This is a genomic window from Vibrio sp. B183 (assembly GCF_000740665.1).
GTDB classification, from domain to species: domain Bacteria; phylum Pseudomonadota; class Gammaproteobacteria; order Enterobacterales; family Vibrionaceae; genus Vibrio; species Vibrio coralliilyticus.
Map to the genome: position 1 here is coordinate 315630 of NZ_JPQB01000005.1, position 16657 is coordinate 332286.

Sequence of the window (16657 nt, forward strand, 5' to 3'; positions counted from 1 at the left end):
AATCGAATCTTCGTCCTGAAGATGACCTATCCTTGGGTCTTTCCTGTTCCGTGTCTGCTTCCTGCTGACAACTTAAGATTAAGTCAGTAGCGCTTTTTCACAATGGTCGATTTCGTCTAATATGATATCGGCCCGAATGTGGAAAACTAAAATAATCAAATAATATCAATATCTTAAGATCAACAAATGACTGTTTCCTAGCATTTTACCATCATTAAACTTACGTATTTGTAAGAGATCTCGCACAAGAGTCATGGTCGTTTACTCCTATATCGGAACACCTTGTCAGCAAAAAATTGAGATTTAAATCACATTTGTAGCGCGCTATCATTTTCTGAAATCGCTAAGGTACTGAATTTTACTGGACTAACTCAGCCGAAATTAGGATATTATTACCTGATCTCTATCACATTACGTTTGTTTATCTCCCTAAGCAGGGTTTTCTTTCCTAGAGGAATGACTGAATGATTTCTAAATGGGCACAACGCTTTTATCAGATGGCTGTCCTTGTGGGCTCTTGGAGTAAGGACCCTTCGACTCAGGTTGGTGCTGTCATCACGAAGCAAAACCGTATCGTTTCAGTTGGGTTCAACGGCTACCCACATGGAATCTCCGATAGTGCGATGACCGATGAGAGAGAGATGAAGTATCTCAAGACACTTCATGCAGAAGAAAACGCTATTCTTTTTGCTAAGCGTGATTTAGACGGATGTGAAATTTGGGTCACACATTTCCCTTGCCCTAACTGCGCAGCCAAAATTATCCAGACAGGTATTTCCGCAGTGCACTGTCCTGAGCAGACCGAAGATTTCCTGTCTCGTTGGGGGGAGAAAATTAAAATCAGCCAAGATATGTTCCTTCAAGCAGGCGTTAAGGTAAACTGGCTACCGCTAGAAGATTTACAAGACAACGTGTAAACGTTCAAACGTATCAAACAGTTGCTGGGACTTGTACGGTTTAGGTAAGTAGGCGTCCATACCCGCTTCAAAGCAACTATCAATCTCTTCAGGCAGGACGCTCGCTGTTAAAGCGATAATAGGCGTTCTGCCCAGTCCTTGTTCTGTTTCCCATTTTCTGATGCTACGCGTTGCCGTCAACCCATCCATAACTGGCATCATGCAGTCCATCAGGATTGCCGTATACAATTGCCCCGACTGAAACATATTCACCGCTTCTGCGCCGTTACTGGCAATCTGGTAATTCATTCCGACTTTGCTGAGAAAGAAGCTGGCAATCTTTTGGTTCATCAAGTTATCTTCAACGATGAGTACACAACGGCTTTCATTTATTGGGTAAGGCCGGGGGCGTTCATTATCAGAGTAACTGGTATTGATCTGGATAGAATTGAGAGCCTTGATGATGGCTGCTTCAAATCGGCTTCCCAAGAAGGGCAAAGTCAGATTAGATGATACAAGCGCTTCTGCATCCGGCAACATATATAAGTGATGCTGCAAACCGATGATCTCTGAGAAATTAAAACGAGCTCTAAGAGACGCTAAATCGCGGCGCGAGCTGTGATGTGGATGGTAACAATAGAAAATCAAATCAAACTGTTCATCAAGCATCGTCACTTCATTAGTGCTCTCAGCAGCTGTCACTGCTAAACCAAAGCGCTCCGCTTCACTCTTTATCAACGACTCATATTTGCTGTCATTTACAATAAACAAAGCTTTTCCCTTTGCTTTGTCCTTACTCGTTTCAACAACAGATTGCGCAGGTATGACGAAGCTAAAGCGGCTACCTAGACCAGGCGTGGAGCTTGCTGTAATACTGCCTCCCATTAATTCAGCAATTTGACGACAAATCGCTAACCCCAAGCCAGTGCCTCCATAACGGCGAGTAATGCTGCCATCTTCTTGGGTAAATGGCTCAAAGATCTCTTCCAATTTCTCTTCATTTATTCCCACCCCAGTGTCCACCACACTGCAGTGCAAATAGGCCTTCTCACCTTCATTCATGAGCTTGACTACCACAGATACAGAACCATCTTGGGTAAACTTCACTGCGTTACTAAGCAGGTTCATCAAGATCTGTTTAAAACGAAATTCGTCAATGTACAAACTATCCGGAATATCTGGAGACAACGTTGCTCTGAGTTCAACTTGCTGTTTAAGAGCTTTAGTACTGACCATGTTCATCGCTTCAAAAACCGCTTCACGAACATCCGCATGACTGGGAGATAAAGTCAGGTTGCCAGATTCGATTTTCGACAGGTCAAGAATGTCATTGATAAGTACTAATAGCGCGTGAGAAGAAACATCAATGTCACTGAGAATATCTTTTTGCGAGGAATTAAGACGACTATCCGATAGGATCTCGGTCATCCCGATAATGCCATTGAGCGGAGTTCTGATCTCATGAGACATGTTAGCCAAAAATACGCTTTTTGCTTGGTTGGCAGCCTCTGCATTTTCCTTGGCGACGACTAGATCCCGTTCATGGTCTTTCTGAGCCTGAATGAGATAATTGATGCTACGAGCAAACTTAGAGAACTCATCCTTGCCATCCACAGACACTAATTCAGTACTGCGGCTATTACGCATGCTGCCCATTACAGAGAGAATTTTTGCCAGCTTGGAATTAATACGATAAAGCGTACTCGTTCCCCAAAAAAACATCACGGAGAACACAATGAAACCGCCAATAGCGATGACGAAAAGCGTGTTTTCACTGCGCTGAATACTGCTTTGCAGTTCTTCGTGCAATTTTGATGAAAACAGGCCAAGTTGTTTTTCTACCAGGGCATTACGTTGCTCGATCGCAAGTGCAAAATCCCCAAGGCGTCCACGGCTCCCCTCATTGAGCAACATGTGCTGTTTGTAATAACTACCACGCTGGAAATCGCGACTCGCGAAAATGTTAAGTAGCGTGTTTATCTGGTCAGAATCTGCCCCTAAATTGATGAACTTATCGAGGTAAAATTGCTGCCTTTCGCTGATCTTGAAATACTCGGTGGCATACTCCGCATAAGAAAGGCGAATACCTTTTATTTCCTGGGCCAACCATGCCTCTTGCTCCATCCAAAAGTACAGCCAGCTGAGGTCACTCAATACAAGATCGAGTTTATGCACTTTTAGCTCGGTGCTATGGCTTTCAATGGATTGAACGTCACTGTACAGATCATACAAAACCGCGTAAATCAGCCGACCTAGCTCTAAGCTTCCGTGAGAGCTCACTGTGGCGAGCTCAGGTAGGAGTTCGTTGAGTTCCTCAATGTAGCTCAAAGTGTGATTCGACTGGGTCATACTGCCACTAACGTGTTCTTCAGCGTGCGTCACGCTCGTTATTGAATTCAACGATTGCTGCGCCATCCCAAGCGCAATGGCTGCGCTTTGCCCTTCAATGCGGAGTGCAAGCGCTTCGTAGACGTAACGAGAAAAGGCAGACAAATGCCTTAGTGTCTGATTTTTTTCATTGATAACCGCGTAGCTGTGAAGCCTGTCCTGAATATGCACTACCGTATTGGCGGTGAACAAAATAATAACTAATGTAGGAATAAGGCATAAAATCAACAACCGACTTTTTATTGATATATTAGTGAGGAGCATTGAGACTCGTTCCTTCGAATCATTTTTTGAACCACTAGACCTATAATATTAGTTCATATTAAATTCGCTTCTTATTAACAAGAGTAAAATTAAGGTGATTTTTTCGAGCGACAAGGGATATATTTGCTTAAGCATTTGACAGCATTAACATTACTACTTTTCTGTTTTCAGTCTCTGGCATGTAATTTTGCCATCGTCACCCTGAACCCAGAGATAAACGTATTGCGCTCTAATCAAGTTAAAATGCTCTATCGAGGCCGTACTTCAAGTATTGGCGGTCAACCTATTAGGCTGATGGATCTCCCTAAAAACTCCACACAACGCCAAGATTTTTACTACTCGTTATTGAATAAAAGCCCAGCCCAGATGAACGCTATTTGGGCACGCCAAAGCTTTTCAGGCAAAACACCAGCCCCCAACGAAATCGCTCACACTTCAATGAAAAATATTACCTTATGGCTGAGCGAGCATCCCAATGGCATAGCCTATGTTCCAGTCGATATGATTCCAGAACAAGCTAATGTCCTCTTTACACTCTGTAATAAAGGCTAGGATTATGGAGCTACGACAAAAATCATTTTTAATAATCGCACTGGCTAGCTGCCCTGTTACCGCTCAAACTCAACTGGCTAACGAGCTGAATCTAAGCGGCTTTGGTACCGTTGCTGCTGCCAAAAGCGATAATAATACGCCTGTGTTCTATGCCCGCGATATAGCCGATGACTGGTGTTTCGATTGTGATACCACTTTCGGTCTGCAGTTGGATTGGCAGATTAGTAATGAGCTGCGCTCAGTATTACAAGTGCTCAAGCGACCTCAGGACACTTTCTCATCCCCAATTCTAGAGAGAGCCTTTATCGAGTATTCAGACTCAGGGCACCGCTATAAAGTCGGACGATTGAGGTCACCGATGTTTATTATGTCTGAGTACTACTACGTCTCCAGCGCCTATCCATGGTTACGATTGCCCGTGGATGTCTATGGAGGCAATCTAGGTATCACCCATTTTGAAGGTGCATCTGCGGAGTTTAACTTCGAGTTGTTTGAGCAATTTCAACTCAGCCTTACTCCCTTCTACGCTCTGGATAACGAGGAGAATTACGAACTTTATGGACGCTCTTTCACCTTAGACGTGAAAAATGCGTATGGCTTCAGTGCAGATATCTACATAGAAGACAGCCAGCTCCATGTCTCTTACACCGATGTTGAAGCACGACAGATTTTTGCTAACCAACCAGACGTATGCTTTAACCTCCACTTAGTCAGCTTTGGGGCAAGCCATACGATTGGTGATTGGCACCTCCAGACAGAGGCAGTGCTTTCTGAAGATATACGCGCTAACTGGTATGCGGGCATAGACTATCGAATAGGTATGTTTACGCCTTACATACAATATGGGCAATCAAGAAGAACCAAGGAGAGTAATAGCTACTTACTCGGGGTCAGATACGATTTTACACCTCAATTCAACGCCTCATTTGAGTGGCAACAAATACAAGGTCGGAAAAACGTGATCAGCGGCCAGTTCACCTTGCCACAAAACACAAGTGAATCGTTTGCTTCTAAAGTCGACTTAGTGTCTGTAGGTTTGTCGTTTACCTTTTAAGTAGTTTACGTGCTACAGATCAACATACATTCAGTTTTTACAATAAACTTTGCATACTTTTTGTGTGTTGAGTATTTTTTATCGAAAAATAAGTAACACGCTCTGTAAAAGTCAATAGGTCATATCGACAATAAACCATGACTAAATCGTAACAAAACCAGCCAATTACTCTGCAATTATTTTTTCTAGCAGAATAAGATGTTAGGCATTACAATCCTGCCGCATAAAAATTACATAATGAAAACACTTTTTATCTCTGCTCACTCCCCCTACACAGTGAAGTAGAGTCAGTCCCCAAAACGTGAAAGGTCCAAACAAACAATGAGTCCAGAGAAACACCTCCTTGACTGGCAAACGAGCCAAACGATTGCGGAAACTATCTCTCCCCTACTAGGTCAACTTTATCGCGAAAAAGGCGTCGAAGTTCTACTGTTCGGTAAAACTCTGGTGAATGCAGCGACCATCGATATTATTAAGACGCACCGTCTTGCTCGTCGCTATACAGGAACTCCACTATCTGCAGATCAAACGCTTCCTCTGATTAAAGCACTATCAGAAATGGAACTGTCACCATGTCGTATTGATGTAGGCCAACTGGCTCATCAATTCTGGCAAGGTCGCGATGATGAGCACGGTGTCAAAGATTTCCTGCATTCTTCTCTAATGGGCGCGATGAACGGAGAAACCGTTACTGAGCCTCGTGATGTTGTTCTATATGGCTTTGGCCGTATCGGCCGTCTCCTTACTCGCCTATTGGTTGAAAAAAGTGGCCCTGGCTATCCGCTACGTTTACGTGCGATTGTTGTTCGTGGCGGCAAGAAAGGCGATCTTGAAAAGCGTGCTAGCCTACTTCGTCGTGATTCAGTTCATGGCCAGTTCAACGGCAGCATCATTGTCGATGAAGAGCGTAAAGCAATCATTGCAAATGGTAACTACATTCAGTTCATTTACGCTAACAAGCCTGAAGAAATTGACTACACCACGTACGGCATCAACAACGCTTTGGTTGTCGACAACACAGGTGTTTGGCGCGACGCTGAGGGCCTAGGCCAACACGTAGCCTGTAACGGCGCTGAAAAAGTGCTACTTACCGCACCAGGTAAAGGCGATATAAAGAACGTTGTGTTCGGCGTTAACGAAGAAGTTATCCAAGCTGAAGATACCATTATCTCTGCAGCAAGCTGTACCACTAACGCTATCACGCCAGTACTAAAAGCCATCAACGACAAGTATGGTGTACTATCAGGCCACATTGAAACAGTTCACTCTTTCACTAACGACCAGAACCTGATTGACAACTTCCATTCAGGCGAGCGTCGTGGCCGAAGTGCATCACTCAATATGGTTCTGACCGAAACAGGTGCAGCGAAGGCAGTCGCTAAGGCTCTACCAGAACTTGCTGGTAAGCTGACTGGCAATGCTATTCGTGTCCCTACTCCTAATGTTTCAATGGCGGTCGCTAACCTGAACCTAGAAAAAGGCACCGATAAAGAAGAGCTGAACGAATATCTTCGTGAGATGGCGCTAACTTCTAAACTGTCTGCGCAAATTGACTACACAGACTCGACAGAAATCGTTTCCAGTGACCTTGTTGGTTCTCGCCACGCGGGCGTAGTAGATGGCGCAGCAACAATCGCTCAAGACAGCCGCTGTGTATTGTACATCTGGTATGACAACGAGTTTGGCTACAGCTGTCAGGTTGTTCACTGTATGGAACAAATGATGGGTGTACGTTACAAGACTTACCCAAGTAAGTAATCGAATATCGCCCCTGAAAGATTCAGGGGCAAAACTCCACAACACTATTATAAAGATATACCCCCGTACTTGCCGTTTTCTTGATGAAAGCGGCTTTTTTGTTGCTGACGAATTTATTCATCTTTCATTCATTTCGATTTGTTTAATATTGAGGATAAAAGAGAGGTGTAAATTATGAATAGAGTGATTTCGAGCGCATTAGCGCTGTTTATTGGATTCTTTACCATCATTTTTGGCCTGATCCTAGCTATTCCCTTAACTATCGCGGCTCTGATTACAGGTAAGAAGATCGAAAAAGCGATTAAGAAAAACGCATCAGCATTTAACAACCAGCCATCGAAAGGATCTGTGTTGGAGGGAGAGTATGAAGAAGTGTCAAAGTAAAAAGGAAAAGCTGGAATACATTATGCGAAAAAAAACCGCGCTGGCATTTTACTTTGCTGCAGCCGTCACCGCAGGTCTTGTGGGCTGTAGCACGCCTTCGAAGGATCCAGCTTACGACAAAGCTGACACTTTACCTGAATATGAACAGAGTAGCTTTCAGGAATACATCGCTGACACCAAAACTTGGCTGACGGGAAATCGCTTGTTTCTAACGGGAAATCATCAGCAAGAGCTAGCACAAGTTTTACCACGAGAGTATGTGCCTTCAGAGCCAAACGGACAAGGTGTGCTTCTGGTACACGGTTTGGGCGACTCTCCATACTCTTTTACAGATATCGCCACACATCTAGCTGAACAAGGTTACTTGGTGAGAACGGTCTTGCTGCCCGGTCATGGCAGTAAAGCTGGCGACCTGCTGCTACCCAGTTTAGAAGACTGGCAAGGCGTCGTTCATCATCATATTGGCCTTCTTAAGCAAGACACCGATTCTATTTGGGTTGGCGGTTACTCTACGGGCGCGAACCTTATCACTTCTGAAGCATTGTCTGATGAAGACATCAATGGCGTATTATTGTTTTCTCCCGCCTTTCAGCCAGGGTCAACGACAGTCAAATTTGCCGAGCTCGCGAGCTACTTCATTACATGGGCCGATCAGGATCCAGAAGACAATCCACTGCGCTACAATTCATTGCCAATGAGTGCGGCAGCTGTTTACTACCAAACGTCAGCACAAGTAAGAGATAAACTCGCGACAGCCAATTACGACAAGCCCGTGTTTATGCTGATGAGCGAAGCGGACAGTGTCATCAACACTCAGTTCTCAATTGATACCTTTACGCAAAAAATGAAGAACCCAAACAGTCGTATTGTCTGGCAAGGGGAGTACGATCTCACGGAGCCACGTTCAACCCGATTCTCAATGAATCTGCCTGAACAGCGAATTTCTAACGGTTCTCATATGGGGCTGCTCTTTTCGCCAAATAACCCCAATTACGGCATCAATGGAACGAATATAATTTGCTCCAACGGTCAGGAAGAAACCGACGCAGCAAAATGCGCTCAAGGTGAACAAGTCTGGTATTCCGCTTGGGGTTACACCGAACCCGGTAAGATTCATGCTCGCCTGACGTACAACCCTTACTTTGACGAAAGCATGCAGATCATGGATTCCGTCATGTCATCTCGAATCTAACCACTCTTCATCATGCCCTGAATTATCAGGGCATGATGAGCACCACTCCATTTCTGGGGCTCCTGCGTTTTTTCGACTAAGCTGGAATTATTGATTGCAGTTTATTGAAGTGTTTGTTAATAAGTTTAACAAACACATAAAAACAAAGGATTGACAGATGAGTAATGGTCAACGCGATATAACACTAAGATTTCTAGCTGAACCCGGAGATGTCAACTTTGGTGGTAAAGTTCATGGCGGCGCCGTCATGAAATGGATCGATTTGGCAGCCTACGCCAACGCAGCGGCGTGGAGTGGTAAGTACTGTATTACGGCATATGCAGGTGGTATCCGCTTTGTTGCTCCAATACACGTCGGTAATTTAGTTGAAGTCAGCGCCAAAGTCATTTATACAGGCAAAACCTCAATGCATATTGCTATTGACGTCCAAGCCAGTGATCCAAAAGAGCTGAAAAATCGCCTGACAACGCATTGTATTGTCATCATGGTCGCGGTAGACGGAGAAGGCAAACCTTCACCTGTCCCTGAGTGGATTCCAGAAACCAAAGACGATATTGAATTAAGAGATTCAGCTATTCGTTTAATGAACATGCGTAAACAAATCGGTGAAGAAATGGAAGCGCATGTAAAGTACCTGAAATAACATTCCTATCAAAAAAAGAGGCCTAAAGGCCTCTTTTTCGCTTTTTTATGTCAGATTAATATCATCGCAACACATCTGTCATTTTTCCTTCATCTTGGTTTGATTAAATCCGCAATCGATTAAGTAGAATGAAGGAACTGGCGTGAACCTTAGCCATACAACACTTAGCGAAACCACCTTAGCCAACCCAAAGGCTGTTGAATACCAATGGGTACGCACTATGTATGTTGAAGGCTACGCCGATTCGGAAATCAACCACTATATTCAAACCTGCTTTGGTGGTGACGATACCTTTGCTGACCTGTTCCGTCGAGTTGCGCTTTCTCAAGAAAGTATTTACGTGCTACTGCAATATTTAGGATGCGCTCCCTCCAACCGAGAGTTCTAAACTCCTTTTCACCACTTCCCGCAAAAGTATGTAAGCTCCTTCGGTGGTTACATTCAGTTATGATTATCCTCTCGCAATCGGTATAAGCCACTCTATCTATTGGTTATTTCATCAATATACTGCTTGAGCAAAACGGATATACCACAGGTATAAAAAAACCCGAGTAAACTCGGGTTTTGGTTACAAAAACTGTTAGTAGTGAAATAGTAAGGAATCTAAGCTAACAGCCAGCTATGCGTAACGCCAGTTTTGCCCTCTTCTTAACTGATCGGCGGCCAAACCAAAAGTGTTAAGTCGAGAAACAAAATGGGCGACCTCACGGTCGCCCTTATCGTTCTTATTAGCCTTTCACACCACCGGCGGTTAATCCTCCGACCAACCAGCGCTGCGCAAGTAAGAATACGATGGTAATTGGTAGTGCAGATAATACTGCTGCTGCCGCGAAATCACCCCATAGATAGTTTTGAGGGTAAAGATACTGCTGCATACCAACCGCTAATGTATATGAGTTTACATCAGAAAGTAGCAAAGATGCCACCGGAACTTCACCGACCACCATAATGAATGACAAGATAAACACTACTGCAAGAATTGGCACCGACAGAGGAAGTAGAACCAATCGGAACGCCTGCCAAGGTGTTGCTCCATCCAATGCTGCCGCTTCTTCTAGCGAATTATCAATCGTCTCGAAGTATCCCTTAATCGTCCACACATGAAGCGCGATACCGCCGAGGTAAGAGAAGATCAAACCGCCATGAGTATTCAGACCTAGGAATGGAATATACTGGCCTAGCTTGTCAAATAGAGCATAAATCGCCACCAATGCTAGTACAGCTGGGAACATCTGAAAGATCATCATCGCCTTAAGGATGGTGTTCTTACCTTTGAACCTCATACGAGCAAACGCGTATGCCGAGGTTGTAGAAAGTGTCACGATAAGAATCGAGCTAATCCCAGCGACTTTTACCGAGTTCCACAACCATGTTAGAACAGGGAATGGCGGTGGAGTAACTGAACCATCCGCATTAGTTACGGAAAAGCCTAATGCCAGCTTCCAGTGCTCTAGAGATGGGTTTTCTGGAATAATGCTCCCCGTTGCGAAGTTACCCTCACGGAAAGAAATCGCGATGATCATCAACAGCGGGAAGATAATCAGTGCTAGGAACGCCCACATTGCGATGTGAGTAGCCCAAACACGGTATTTTAATGACTTGCCTTGTACCATTGCCATTGTGTCTCTCCTTAGTCCTGAGCTACTTTTGTTACACGAAGGTTCAATAGCGCTAGCGCACCAACCAACAAGAAGATAAGCGTAGCGATTGCACTTGCCAGACCAAAGTCCTGACCACCAGCACCTTCAAATGCGATGCGGTATGTGTAGTTAACCAATAGGTCGGTGTAGCCCGCAGGCTCCGACGTACCAATCATGTTCGGACCACCTTGAGTCAGAAGCTGAATCAATACAAAGTTGTTGAAGTTAAACGCAAAGCTCGCAATTAGTAGTGGCGTCAGTGGTTTGATCATAAGTGGTAGCGTGATGCGACGGAAGTTGTCGATAAAGTTCGCTCCGTCAATCGCCGATGCTTCATACAAATCTTCTGGAATCGCTTTAAGTAGGCCCATACACAGAATCATCATGTAAGGGAAGCCTAACCAAGTGTTCACGATGATGATCATCAGTTTCGCCAAGAACGGGTCAGAGAACCACGTTGGGCTGATGCCAAACATCGCCTCCAAGACCATGTTCACTTCACCAAAGCTCTGGTTGAACAAACCTTTGAAGATAAGAATCGAGATAAATGCCGGAACAGCATAAGGCAGAATCAACAGTACGCGATAAATCGCACGCCCTTTCAGCTCTTCCCACTGAACAACACTCGCCAGAACCAAACCAATCAGAACCGTCAGAGCAACACTGACTGCCGAAAACACAATCGTCCAGATGAAAATACTAATGAAGGGTTCTTTGATGCCGTCATCTTTCCAGACACGCTCAAAGTTATCAGTACCAATCGTTACAATGAAACCTGGTGAGACGGTTGAGCCCACAAATTGACCATTTTCATCAACTGGTTGGTAAAAGCCGACTTCATTATTAGGGCGTAGGTTCTCTTGCGTTTCATTGTTGTAGAGCGTCTCCCCATCCGCTTGCAAAGTGTAAAGTGGGACAACTGCCGCAAACTTGCGCAAACCGCTCATACGAATGTCTTCACCTGACGGCAAGTGCAGGTCTACAGCGCCAAGAACAGATTTGTTCTTGATGATGGCTTTAATTTTCTCTTTTTCACCTTCAACTTGCTCGACAGGAGACAACGACATATCACCTGATAACGTAGAGAGATTGAATTCTTCTGTCGCGAATAGCTGATCACCTTTTCTCACAGAAATACGGTGGCCATTCTCTGTCTTGATAAGAGAGAACGGGTAGCTATCACCACTTTGATAAGTACGATCAAGCAAAACAGACTGAGCACGTTCAAAAGAAAGCTGGTTTTTCGCACTGTAGTTAGTGAAGGCAAGACCAACGGTGTACGCCAGCGGGAACAGAATGAATAAAATCATGCCTGCGATACCCGGGTAAATGTAGCGATGTGCGTAAGTCTTTTTACTACCAAAGATATAAAGGGCAAGTGCGGTTACGATAAGGGTAAGAAGTGCAAACGCAATCTCACCACGTGAATACATTAGAATCGTCGCGTAGCCATTAAGAATACCGACTGAGCCAAGAAGCGCCCACTTTATGAATACATTTTTACTTGAAGGCAAGCTCGTTGTTGGTGATGTCATAGCATCTGTACCTTGAACTGACTGCATAAAAGAACCTGCTAGCGATAATAAAACAAAGAAATGAAGGAGGGGTTACCCCCTCCTTAAAAAGGTCGACAATTATTTTGTCATTTGTTTTTCTGCGTCAGCCAGTGCTGCATCTACAGACTGACGACCATCAACGATGTTGATGATAGCGTTCTTAGCACTACCCCAGAACGCGTTCATTTGTGGGATGTTTGGCATGATTTCGCCATTCATCGCGTTGTCCATTGTCGCTGCAATACGCTTGTCTGCATCTAGCTCACGTTGGAAAGAGTTAAGCGCTACCGCACCTAGTGGCTTGTCATTGTTAACTTTACGTAGACCGTCGTTAGTCAGTAGGTAGTTCTCGATGAACTCAACCGCTAGATCTTTGTTTGGAGAAGCTGTGCTGATACCCGCCGTTAGTACACCAACGAATGGCTTAGAAGACTGACCGTTAAACTTAGGTAGCGTCGTTACACCGTAGTTGATACCAGATTTCTCGATGTTACCCCAAGCCCATGGGCCGTTGATGGTCATCGCTGTGTTGCCCTGGTTAAACGCAGACTCAGAAACTGAGTAATCCATATCAGAAGAGATCACGCCTTTGTCTACCAGACCTTTTACAAAGTTCATTGCGTCTTTCACGCCATCGTTCGCAATACCCGCGTCTTTGATGTCGTAACCTTCAGCGCCGTATTTGAACGCGTAGCCACCGTCAGCCGCCATTAGTGGCCATGTGAAGTACGGTTCTTTCAGGTTCCACATGATGGCAGACTTGCCTTCTTTCTTCAGCTTAGTGTCGAGTGCTTCAACTTCTTCCCAGCTCTTAGGTGGGTTTGGCACTAGGTCTTTGTTGTAGATAAGAGACAGAGATTCAACCGCAACTGGGTAACCGATGATTTTGCCGTTGTATTTAACCGCATCCCACGCGAAGTCTACGATGCCTTCTTTCACTTCTTTAGACGGCTTAATTTCACTTAGAAGACCTGCTTCAGCGTAACCACCAAAACGGTCGTGAGCCCAGAACACAATATCAGGACCATCACCGGTCGCTGCAGTTTGAGGGAACTTGTCTTGAAGTGCGTCTGGGTGAGCAACTGTTACTTTGATCCCCGTTTCTTCTTCAAACTGTTTTCCTACTTCAGCAAGTCCGTTGTAACCTTTATCGCCGTTGATCCAGATAGTTAATTGACCTTCTTCGATAGCAGCATTTGCACCAAATGAGCCAAGAGCAACTAGGGTACCTAGTGCCACTGTGCTTAGGGCGTTTTTCATGATCATATCCTTTTTATATTTGTGTTGTAGGGTTCCACCGTTCAGAGGTTTCACCGTATTTCGACATACATTTTTAGCTAAACTGTCAATTAGCTCATCCTCCTACTCCCTACGCCCTCGGTATTATGGCCTATTTTCGTGATCGTCATCCTTCGGCGAAGGCGACCAGAATCACAAAAATGACGCTTAACGTGATCGATTTCACTATCAAACCCCAGATTTCTTTGAACTCGATCTAACTCCGTGCGATCAGCCCTCCTCTCCCTACTCCCCGCCTACTACCCCTTTAAAAAAAATCATCAGGAGGATGCAGTAACAGTCCAAGAAAGCCAAACTACAGTCATCCAAGAGTGGATGGTAAGAACCCTTTCCAGTGTGTTTATGATTGCTTTGCAATCAAACTAAAGCTGGTTTGCAATGCCGTGGGGTTCGCTGTTATGAAGTAGATGTTCGTAGTGATTCTGGTGTCATTACCAGTTTGGATTCAACGGGGGAGACAGTTACTTTCATACGGGGGAAGCGAACTTTATTTTGGCTTTGACGGGTGATGCGATTGAATCCATCACCCTTATTTTCTTACACTTCAATTCACCTTACCGAATTCCTACACTTACTGCTCGCGCGATAATTCATATAATGATGGGCAGTAAAATAAAAATATTGATCGAGGGCGAGCTAGATGGCGAGTGTCACGTTAAAAAATGTATGTAAAGCTTATGGCGACGTTTTAATCTCAAAGAACGTTGATCTGGACATTCAAGAAGGCGAGTTTGTTGTCTTCGTCGGTCCATCAGGCTGTGGTAAATCAACTCTGCTACGTTGTATTGCTGGTCTAGAAGACATTACTTCGGGTGATCTTTACATTGGTGAAGAGCGCATGAATGAAGTTGAACCTTCTCAGCGCGGCGTAGGTATGGTATTCCAGTCTTATGCGTTATACCCACACCTGAACTTATACGACAACATGTCGTTTGGCCTCAAGCTGGCGAAAGCCGACAAAGGTGAAATCGACAAGCGCGTTGAACACGCAGCGGAAATTCTTCAACTTAGTCACCTGCTAGATCGTCAACCAAAAGCCCTTTCAGGTGGTCAGCGTCAGCGTGTAGCGATTGGTCGTACTCTGGTTTCTCAACCTAATGTTTTCCTTCTTGATGAACCACTATCAAACCTAGATGCAGCTTTACGTGTTCAGATGCGTTCTGAGATTACTAAGCTTCAGCGCAAACTAGGTTGTACCATGATTTATGTAACTCACGATCAGGTAGAAGCTATGACTATGGCTGATAAGATCGTGGTATTGGACGCAGGCTATGTTGCTCAGGTTGGTAAACCACTTGAGCTATACCATTACCCTCAAAACCGCTTTGTGGCTGGTTTCATCGGCTCACCTAAAATGAACTTCATGAGTGTCTTCATTGAAGCTGTAGAAGACGATCGAGTCATGGTTCAACTGGCTAACGGTACCACTTTCTGGATTCCGGTTGATGGCCGCACGGTAACACGTGGCGAGCGTATGTCACTGGGTGTGCGCCCAGAACACTTGCTTCCAGCTGATCAAGGTGATGCTGCCATTGAAGGTGAAGTCAACATCGTAGAGAAGTTGGGTAACGAAACTCAGGTGTACATGCACATTGATGCAGCTGACGCAGATATGATCTATCGCCAACCAGATACGCTAGCGGTAGAAGCTGGAGACAAACTGATGGTAGGCATTCCAGCACACCGTTGTCACTTGTTCCACAGTGATGGTAAAGCTTGTCGCCGCCTGTACAAAGAAGCAGGTGTTGATTTCGAAGCATAATCATCAACCGATTAAAACAACGCCCGGCTCAATGCCGGGCGTTTTCATTTCCGTTACCCCATACTATTTTGGCATTGGATAACTTTTGCTAACGAATTCCGTTTCAACGACTTGTTGCATGCGGTTGATATAAGAAGCCAACGTATACATGACATTCGCTAGCAAATTAGCATATCGAAACAAAATAGGATCAGGCGATTTTTTACCCGCATGTTCGATCGCCACAAGAGCACGCACAACTTTCTTCGCTTGTGTCCTGCACAAATGCAACTCTGCTGAAATAGAATGCCCTCCGGGCAATACAAAGCCTTTAAAACCTCCGTCTAGCTTTTCACGCAGTGTATTATAATCATGATAAAGCTCCTGCAGGTTATCCTCAAAAATGGCCAGTTTTCCTCGCACCGAACCATTCAAGTGATAAACATAAGGCTGGACTCGTTGCAGCACATCTCGGCTATAGTCATCCAGCTCCATCGTCAAGACCAGACCAATCCTTGTACACAGCTCATCCGCCGCAATCTCAAAGTCACACACTGGGCTGTCTTCATAAATAAAGGGATAACAAATTTCCCCATGATCCTTGCTTACAGGTTTCACGCTTTTCCCTTTCAGATACAACAAAGGGAGCCAGTATAGCTCCCTTATCAGACAGTTTTCGACTTAATTGGACAGCTTAAGCGTTTTCTACCTGCTTATGACCTTCTTCAAGGTGGACAAAATCAACCAAATCATCACCTGATACCTGATAAGCCTGACCAAAACCTTTTACAAACAGACCTTTCTCCGCTTTCAGGTTGAAAAGAACAAAGTCTTGTAGTTGGCTCAGACCATCAATGATTTCACCGAAGCGTTCTTTCATCTGGCCCACAATTTGTTGCCACTGCTCAGACTCACGGTCAACGACATTTGCTACCGCATCAAATGTCAGACGTTTGCGCGCAAACAGCTGCTTTGACGTATCTTCGTCTTCGATCATCATGATAGAAACATTTGGGTTAACCTGAAGGTTGCGAGCGTGGCGCGCAATTTCTGAGATTAGAATAAAATAACCTTCCTGGTTTTGAACAAATGGCGCGTAGCTCACGTTCGGTTGACCATCAGCATCAACGGTGGCTAGCTGAAGCGTGCGGCGCTCTTGGCGAAACTCTTTGATTTCCGGACCAAGACGACCTTGAAGACGCTCTTGTTTTACTTGTGGATCCATTTTTAACTCCTGACTTTTCAATACTTTTTATTTCTAATAATGTTGGCTTCCGGCATAACCTGTCA

15 protein-coding genes are annotated in these 16657 nt (G+C 44.7%); 9 read left to right on the forward strand and 6 right to left on the reverse strand.

Annotated elements, in window-relative coordinates; all coding sequences use genetic code 11:
* Positions 1-464: 464 nt before the first annotated feature.
* On the forward strand, positions 465-917 hold the full coding sequence (locus tag IX95_RS07105) for a dCMP deaminase family protein (protein ID WP_006960656.1): 453 nt from the start codon (positions 465-467) through the stop codon (positions 915-917).
* On the opposite strand, the gene IX95_RS07110 is transcribed toward IX95_RS07105, so the two are convergent.
* Positions 900-3548 carry an ATP-binding protein gene (locus tag IX95_RS07110; RefSeq protein ID WP_038158258.1) on the reverse strand — a complete coding sequence of 883 codons (2649 nt, stop codon included), beginning with the start codon at positions 3546-3548 and terminating at the stop codon, positions 900-902. The genes IX95_RS07105 and IX95_RS07110 overlap by 18 nt on opposite strands.
* 123 nt (positions 3549-3671) lie before the next feature.
* Between IX95_RS07110 and IX95_RS07115 the strand changes: the two genes are divergently transcribed.
* From IX95_RS07115 to IX95_RS07145, 7 genes are all read left to right on the forward strand, one after another.
* The gene (locus tag IX95_RS07115) at positions 3672-4100 is read left to right on the forward strand and encodes a hypothetical protein (protein ID WP_021455408.1); all 429 of its coding nucleotides are present in this window, start codon (positions 3672-3674) and stop codon (positions 4098-4100) included.
* Between the two features lie 4 nt (positions 4101-4104).
* Entirely contained in the window at positions 4105-5154 is a 1050-nt protein-coding gene (locus IX95_RS07120) for a porin (protein ID WP_235202594.1), read from the forward strand.
* Between the two features lie 321 nt (positions 5155-5475).
* Positions 5476-6912, forward strand: a complete 1437-nt coding sequence (locus IX95_RS07125; protein WP_038158263.1) for a glyceraldehyde-3-phosphate dehydrogenase — start codon at positions 5476-5478, stop codon at positions 6910-6912.
* 174 nt (positions 6913-7086) lie between these two features.
* Positions 7087-7296, forward strand: a complete 210-nt coding sequence (locus IX95_RS07130; RefSeq protein WP_019277747.1) for a hypothetical protein — start codon at positions 7087-7089, stop codon at positions 7294-7296.
* Positions 7297-7318: 22 nt separating this feature from the next.
* The gene (locus tag IX95_RS07135) at positions 7319-8488 is read left to right on the forward strand and encodes an alpha/beta hydrolase (protein ID WP_038158515.1); all 1170 of its coding nucleotides are present in this window, start codon (positions 7319-7321) and stop codon (positions 8486-8488) included.
* 157 nt (positions 8489-8645) lie between these two features.
* Positions 8646-9131, forward strand: coding sequence for an acyl-CoA thioesterase (locus IX95_RS07140; protein WP_006960649.1), 486 nt, complete (start codon positions 8646-8648; stop codon positions 9129-9131).
* Positions 9132-9273: 142 nt separating this feature from the next.
* Positions 9274-9519 carry a hypothetical protein gene (locus IX95_RS07145; RefSeq protein WP_006960648.1) on the forward strand — a complete coding sequence of 82 codons (246 nt, stop codon included), beginning with the start codon at positions 9274-9276 and terminating at the stop codon, positions 9517-9519.
* A 340-nt stretch (positions 9520-9859) separates the two neighbouring features.
* Here IX95_RS07145 and malG read toward each other — a convergent pair whose 3' ends face one another.
* The 3 genes from malG to malE all read right to left on the reverse strand — a co-directional run bounded on the left by malG (position 9860) and on the right by malE (position 13587).
* Positions 9860-10750, reverse strand: a complete 891-nt coding sequence (malG, locus tag IX95_RS07150) for a maltose ABC transporter permease MalG (protein WP_006960645.1) — start codon at positions 10748-10750, stop codon at positions 9860-9862.
* Positions 10751-10761: 11 nt separating this feature from the next.
* Positions 10762-12333, reverse strand: coding sequence for a maltose ABC transporter permease MalF (gene malF, locus IX95_RS07155; RefSeq protein ID WP_038158267.1), 1572 nt, complete (start codon positions 12331-12333; stop codon positions 10762-10764).
* A 72-nt stretch (positions 12334-12405) separates the two neighbouring features.
* On the reverse strand, positions 12406-13587 hold the full coding sequence (malE, locus tag IX95_RS07160; RefSeq protein WP_006960642.1) for a maltose/maltodextrin ABC transporter substrate-binding protein MalE: 1182 nt from the start codon (positions 13585-13587) through the stop codon (positions 12406-12408).
* A gap of 679 nt (positions 13588-14266) precedes the next feature.
* Between malE and malK the strand changes: the two genes are divergently transcribed.
* A complete protein-coding gene (gene malK, locus IX95_RS07165) occupies positions 14267-15388 on the forward strand; it encodes a maltose/maltodextrin ABC transporter ATP-binding protein MalK (RefSeq protein WP_006960640.1) in 1122 nt (373 codons plus the stop codon).
* A 63-nt stretch (positions 15389-15451) separates the two neighbouring features.
* Here the strand turns inward: malK and IX95_RS07170 are convergent, their stop codons facing one another.
* On the reverse strand, positions 15452-15985 hold the full coding sequence (locus IX95_RS07170) for an ATP--cob(I)alamin adenosyltransferase (RefSeq protein WP_038158269.1): 534 nt from the start codon (positions 15983-15985) through the stop codon (positions 15452-15454).
* A 76-nt stretch (positions 15986-16061) separates the two neighbouring features.
* Entirely contained in the window at positions 16062-16592 is a 531-nt protein-coding gene (gene hutZ, locus IX95_RS07175) for a heme utilization protein HutZ (protein ID WP_038158270.1), read from the reverse strand.
* Between the last annotated feature and the right edge of the window lie 65 nt (positions 16593-16657).

Bases quoted from the DNA above. Each gene is read 5' to 3' on its own strand.
- IX95_RS07105 (WP_006960656.1), top strand. From the start codon at position 465: ATGATTTCTAAATGGGCACAACGCTTTTATCAGATGGCTGTCCTTGTG.
- IX95_RS07110 (WP_038158258.1), bottom strand. From the start codon at position 3,548: ATGCTCCTCACTAATATATCAATAAAAAGTCGGTTGTTGATTTTATGC.
- IX95_RS07120 (WP_235202594.1), top strand. From the start codon at position 4,105: ATGGAGCTACGACAAAAATCATTTTTAATAATCGCACTGGCTAGCTGC.
- IX95_RS07125 (WP_038158263.1), top strand. From the start codon at position 5,476: ATGAGTCCAGAGAAACACCTCCTTGACTGGCAAACGAGCCAAACGATT.
- IX95_RS07130 (WP_019277747.1), top strand. From the start codon at position 7,087: ATGAATAGAGTGATTTCGAGCGCATTAGCGCTGTTTATTGGATTCTTT.
- IX95_RS07135 (WP_038158515.1), top strand. From the start codon at position 7,319: ATGCGAAAAAAAACCGCGCTGGCATTTTACTTTGCTGCAGCCGTCACC.
- IX95_RS07140 (WP_006960649.1), top strand. From the start codon at position 8,646: ATGAGTAATGGTCAACGCGATATAACACTAAGATTTCTAGCTGAACCC.
- malG (WP_006960645.1), bottom strand. From the start codon at position 10,750: ATGGCAATGGTACAAGGCAAGTCATTAAAATACCGTGTTTGGGCTACT.
- malF (WP_038158267.1), bottom strand. From the start codon at position 12,333: ATGCAGTCAGTTCAAGGTACAGATGCTATGACATCACCAACAACGAGC.
- malE (WP_006960642.1), bottom strand. From the start codon at position 13,587: ATGAAAAACGCCCTAAGCACAGTGGCACTAGGTACCCTAGTTGCTCTT.
- malK (WP_006960640.1), top strand. From the start codon at position 14,267: ATGGCGAGTGTCACGTTAAAAAATGTATGTAAAGCTTATGGCGACGTT.
- hutZ (WP_038158270.1), bottom strand. From the start codon at position 16,592: ATGGATCCACAAGTAAAACAAGAGCGTCTTCAAGGTCGTCTTGGTCCG.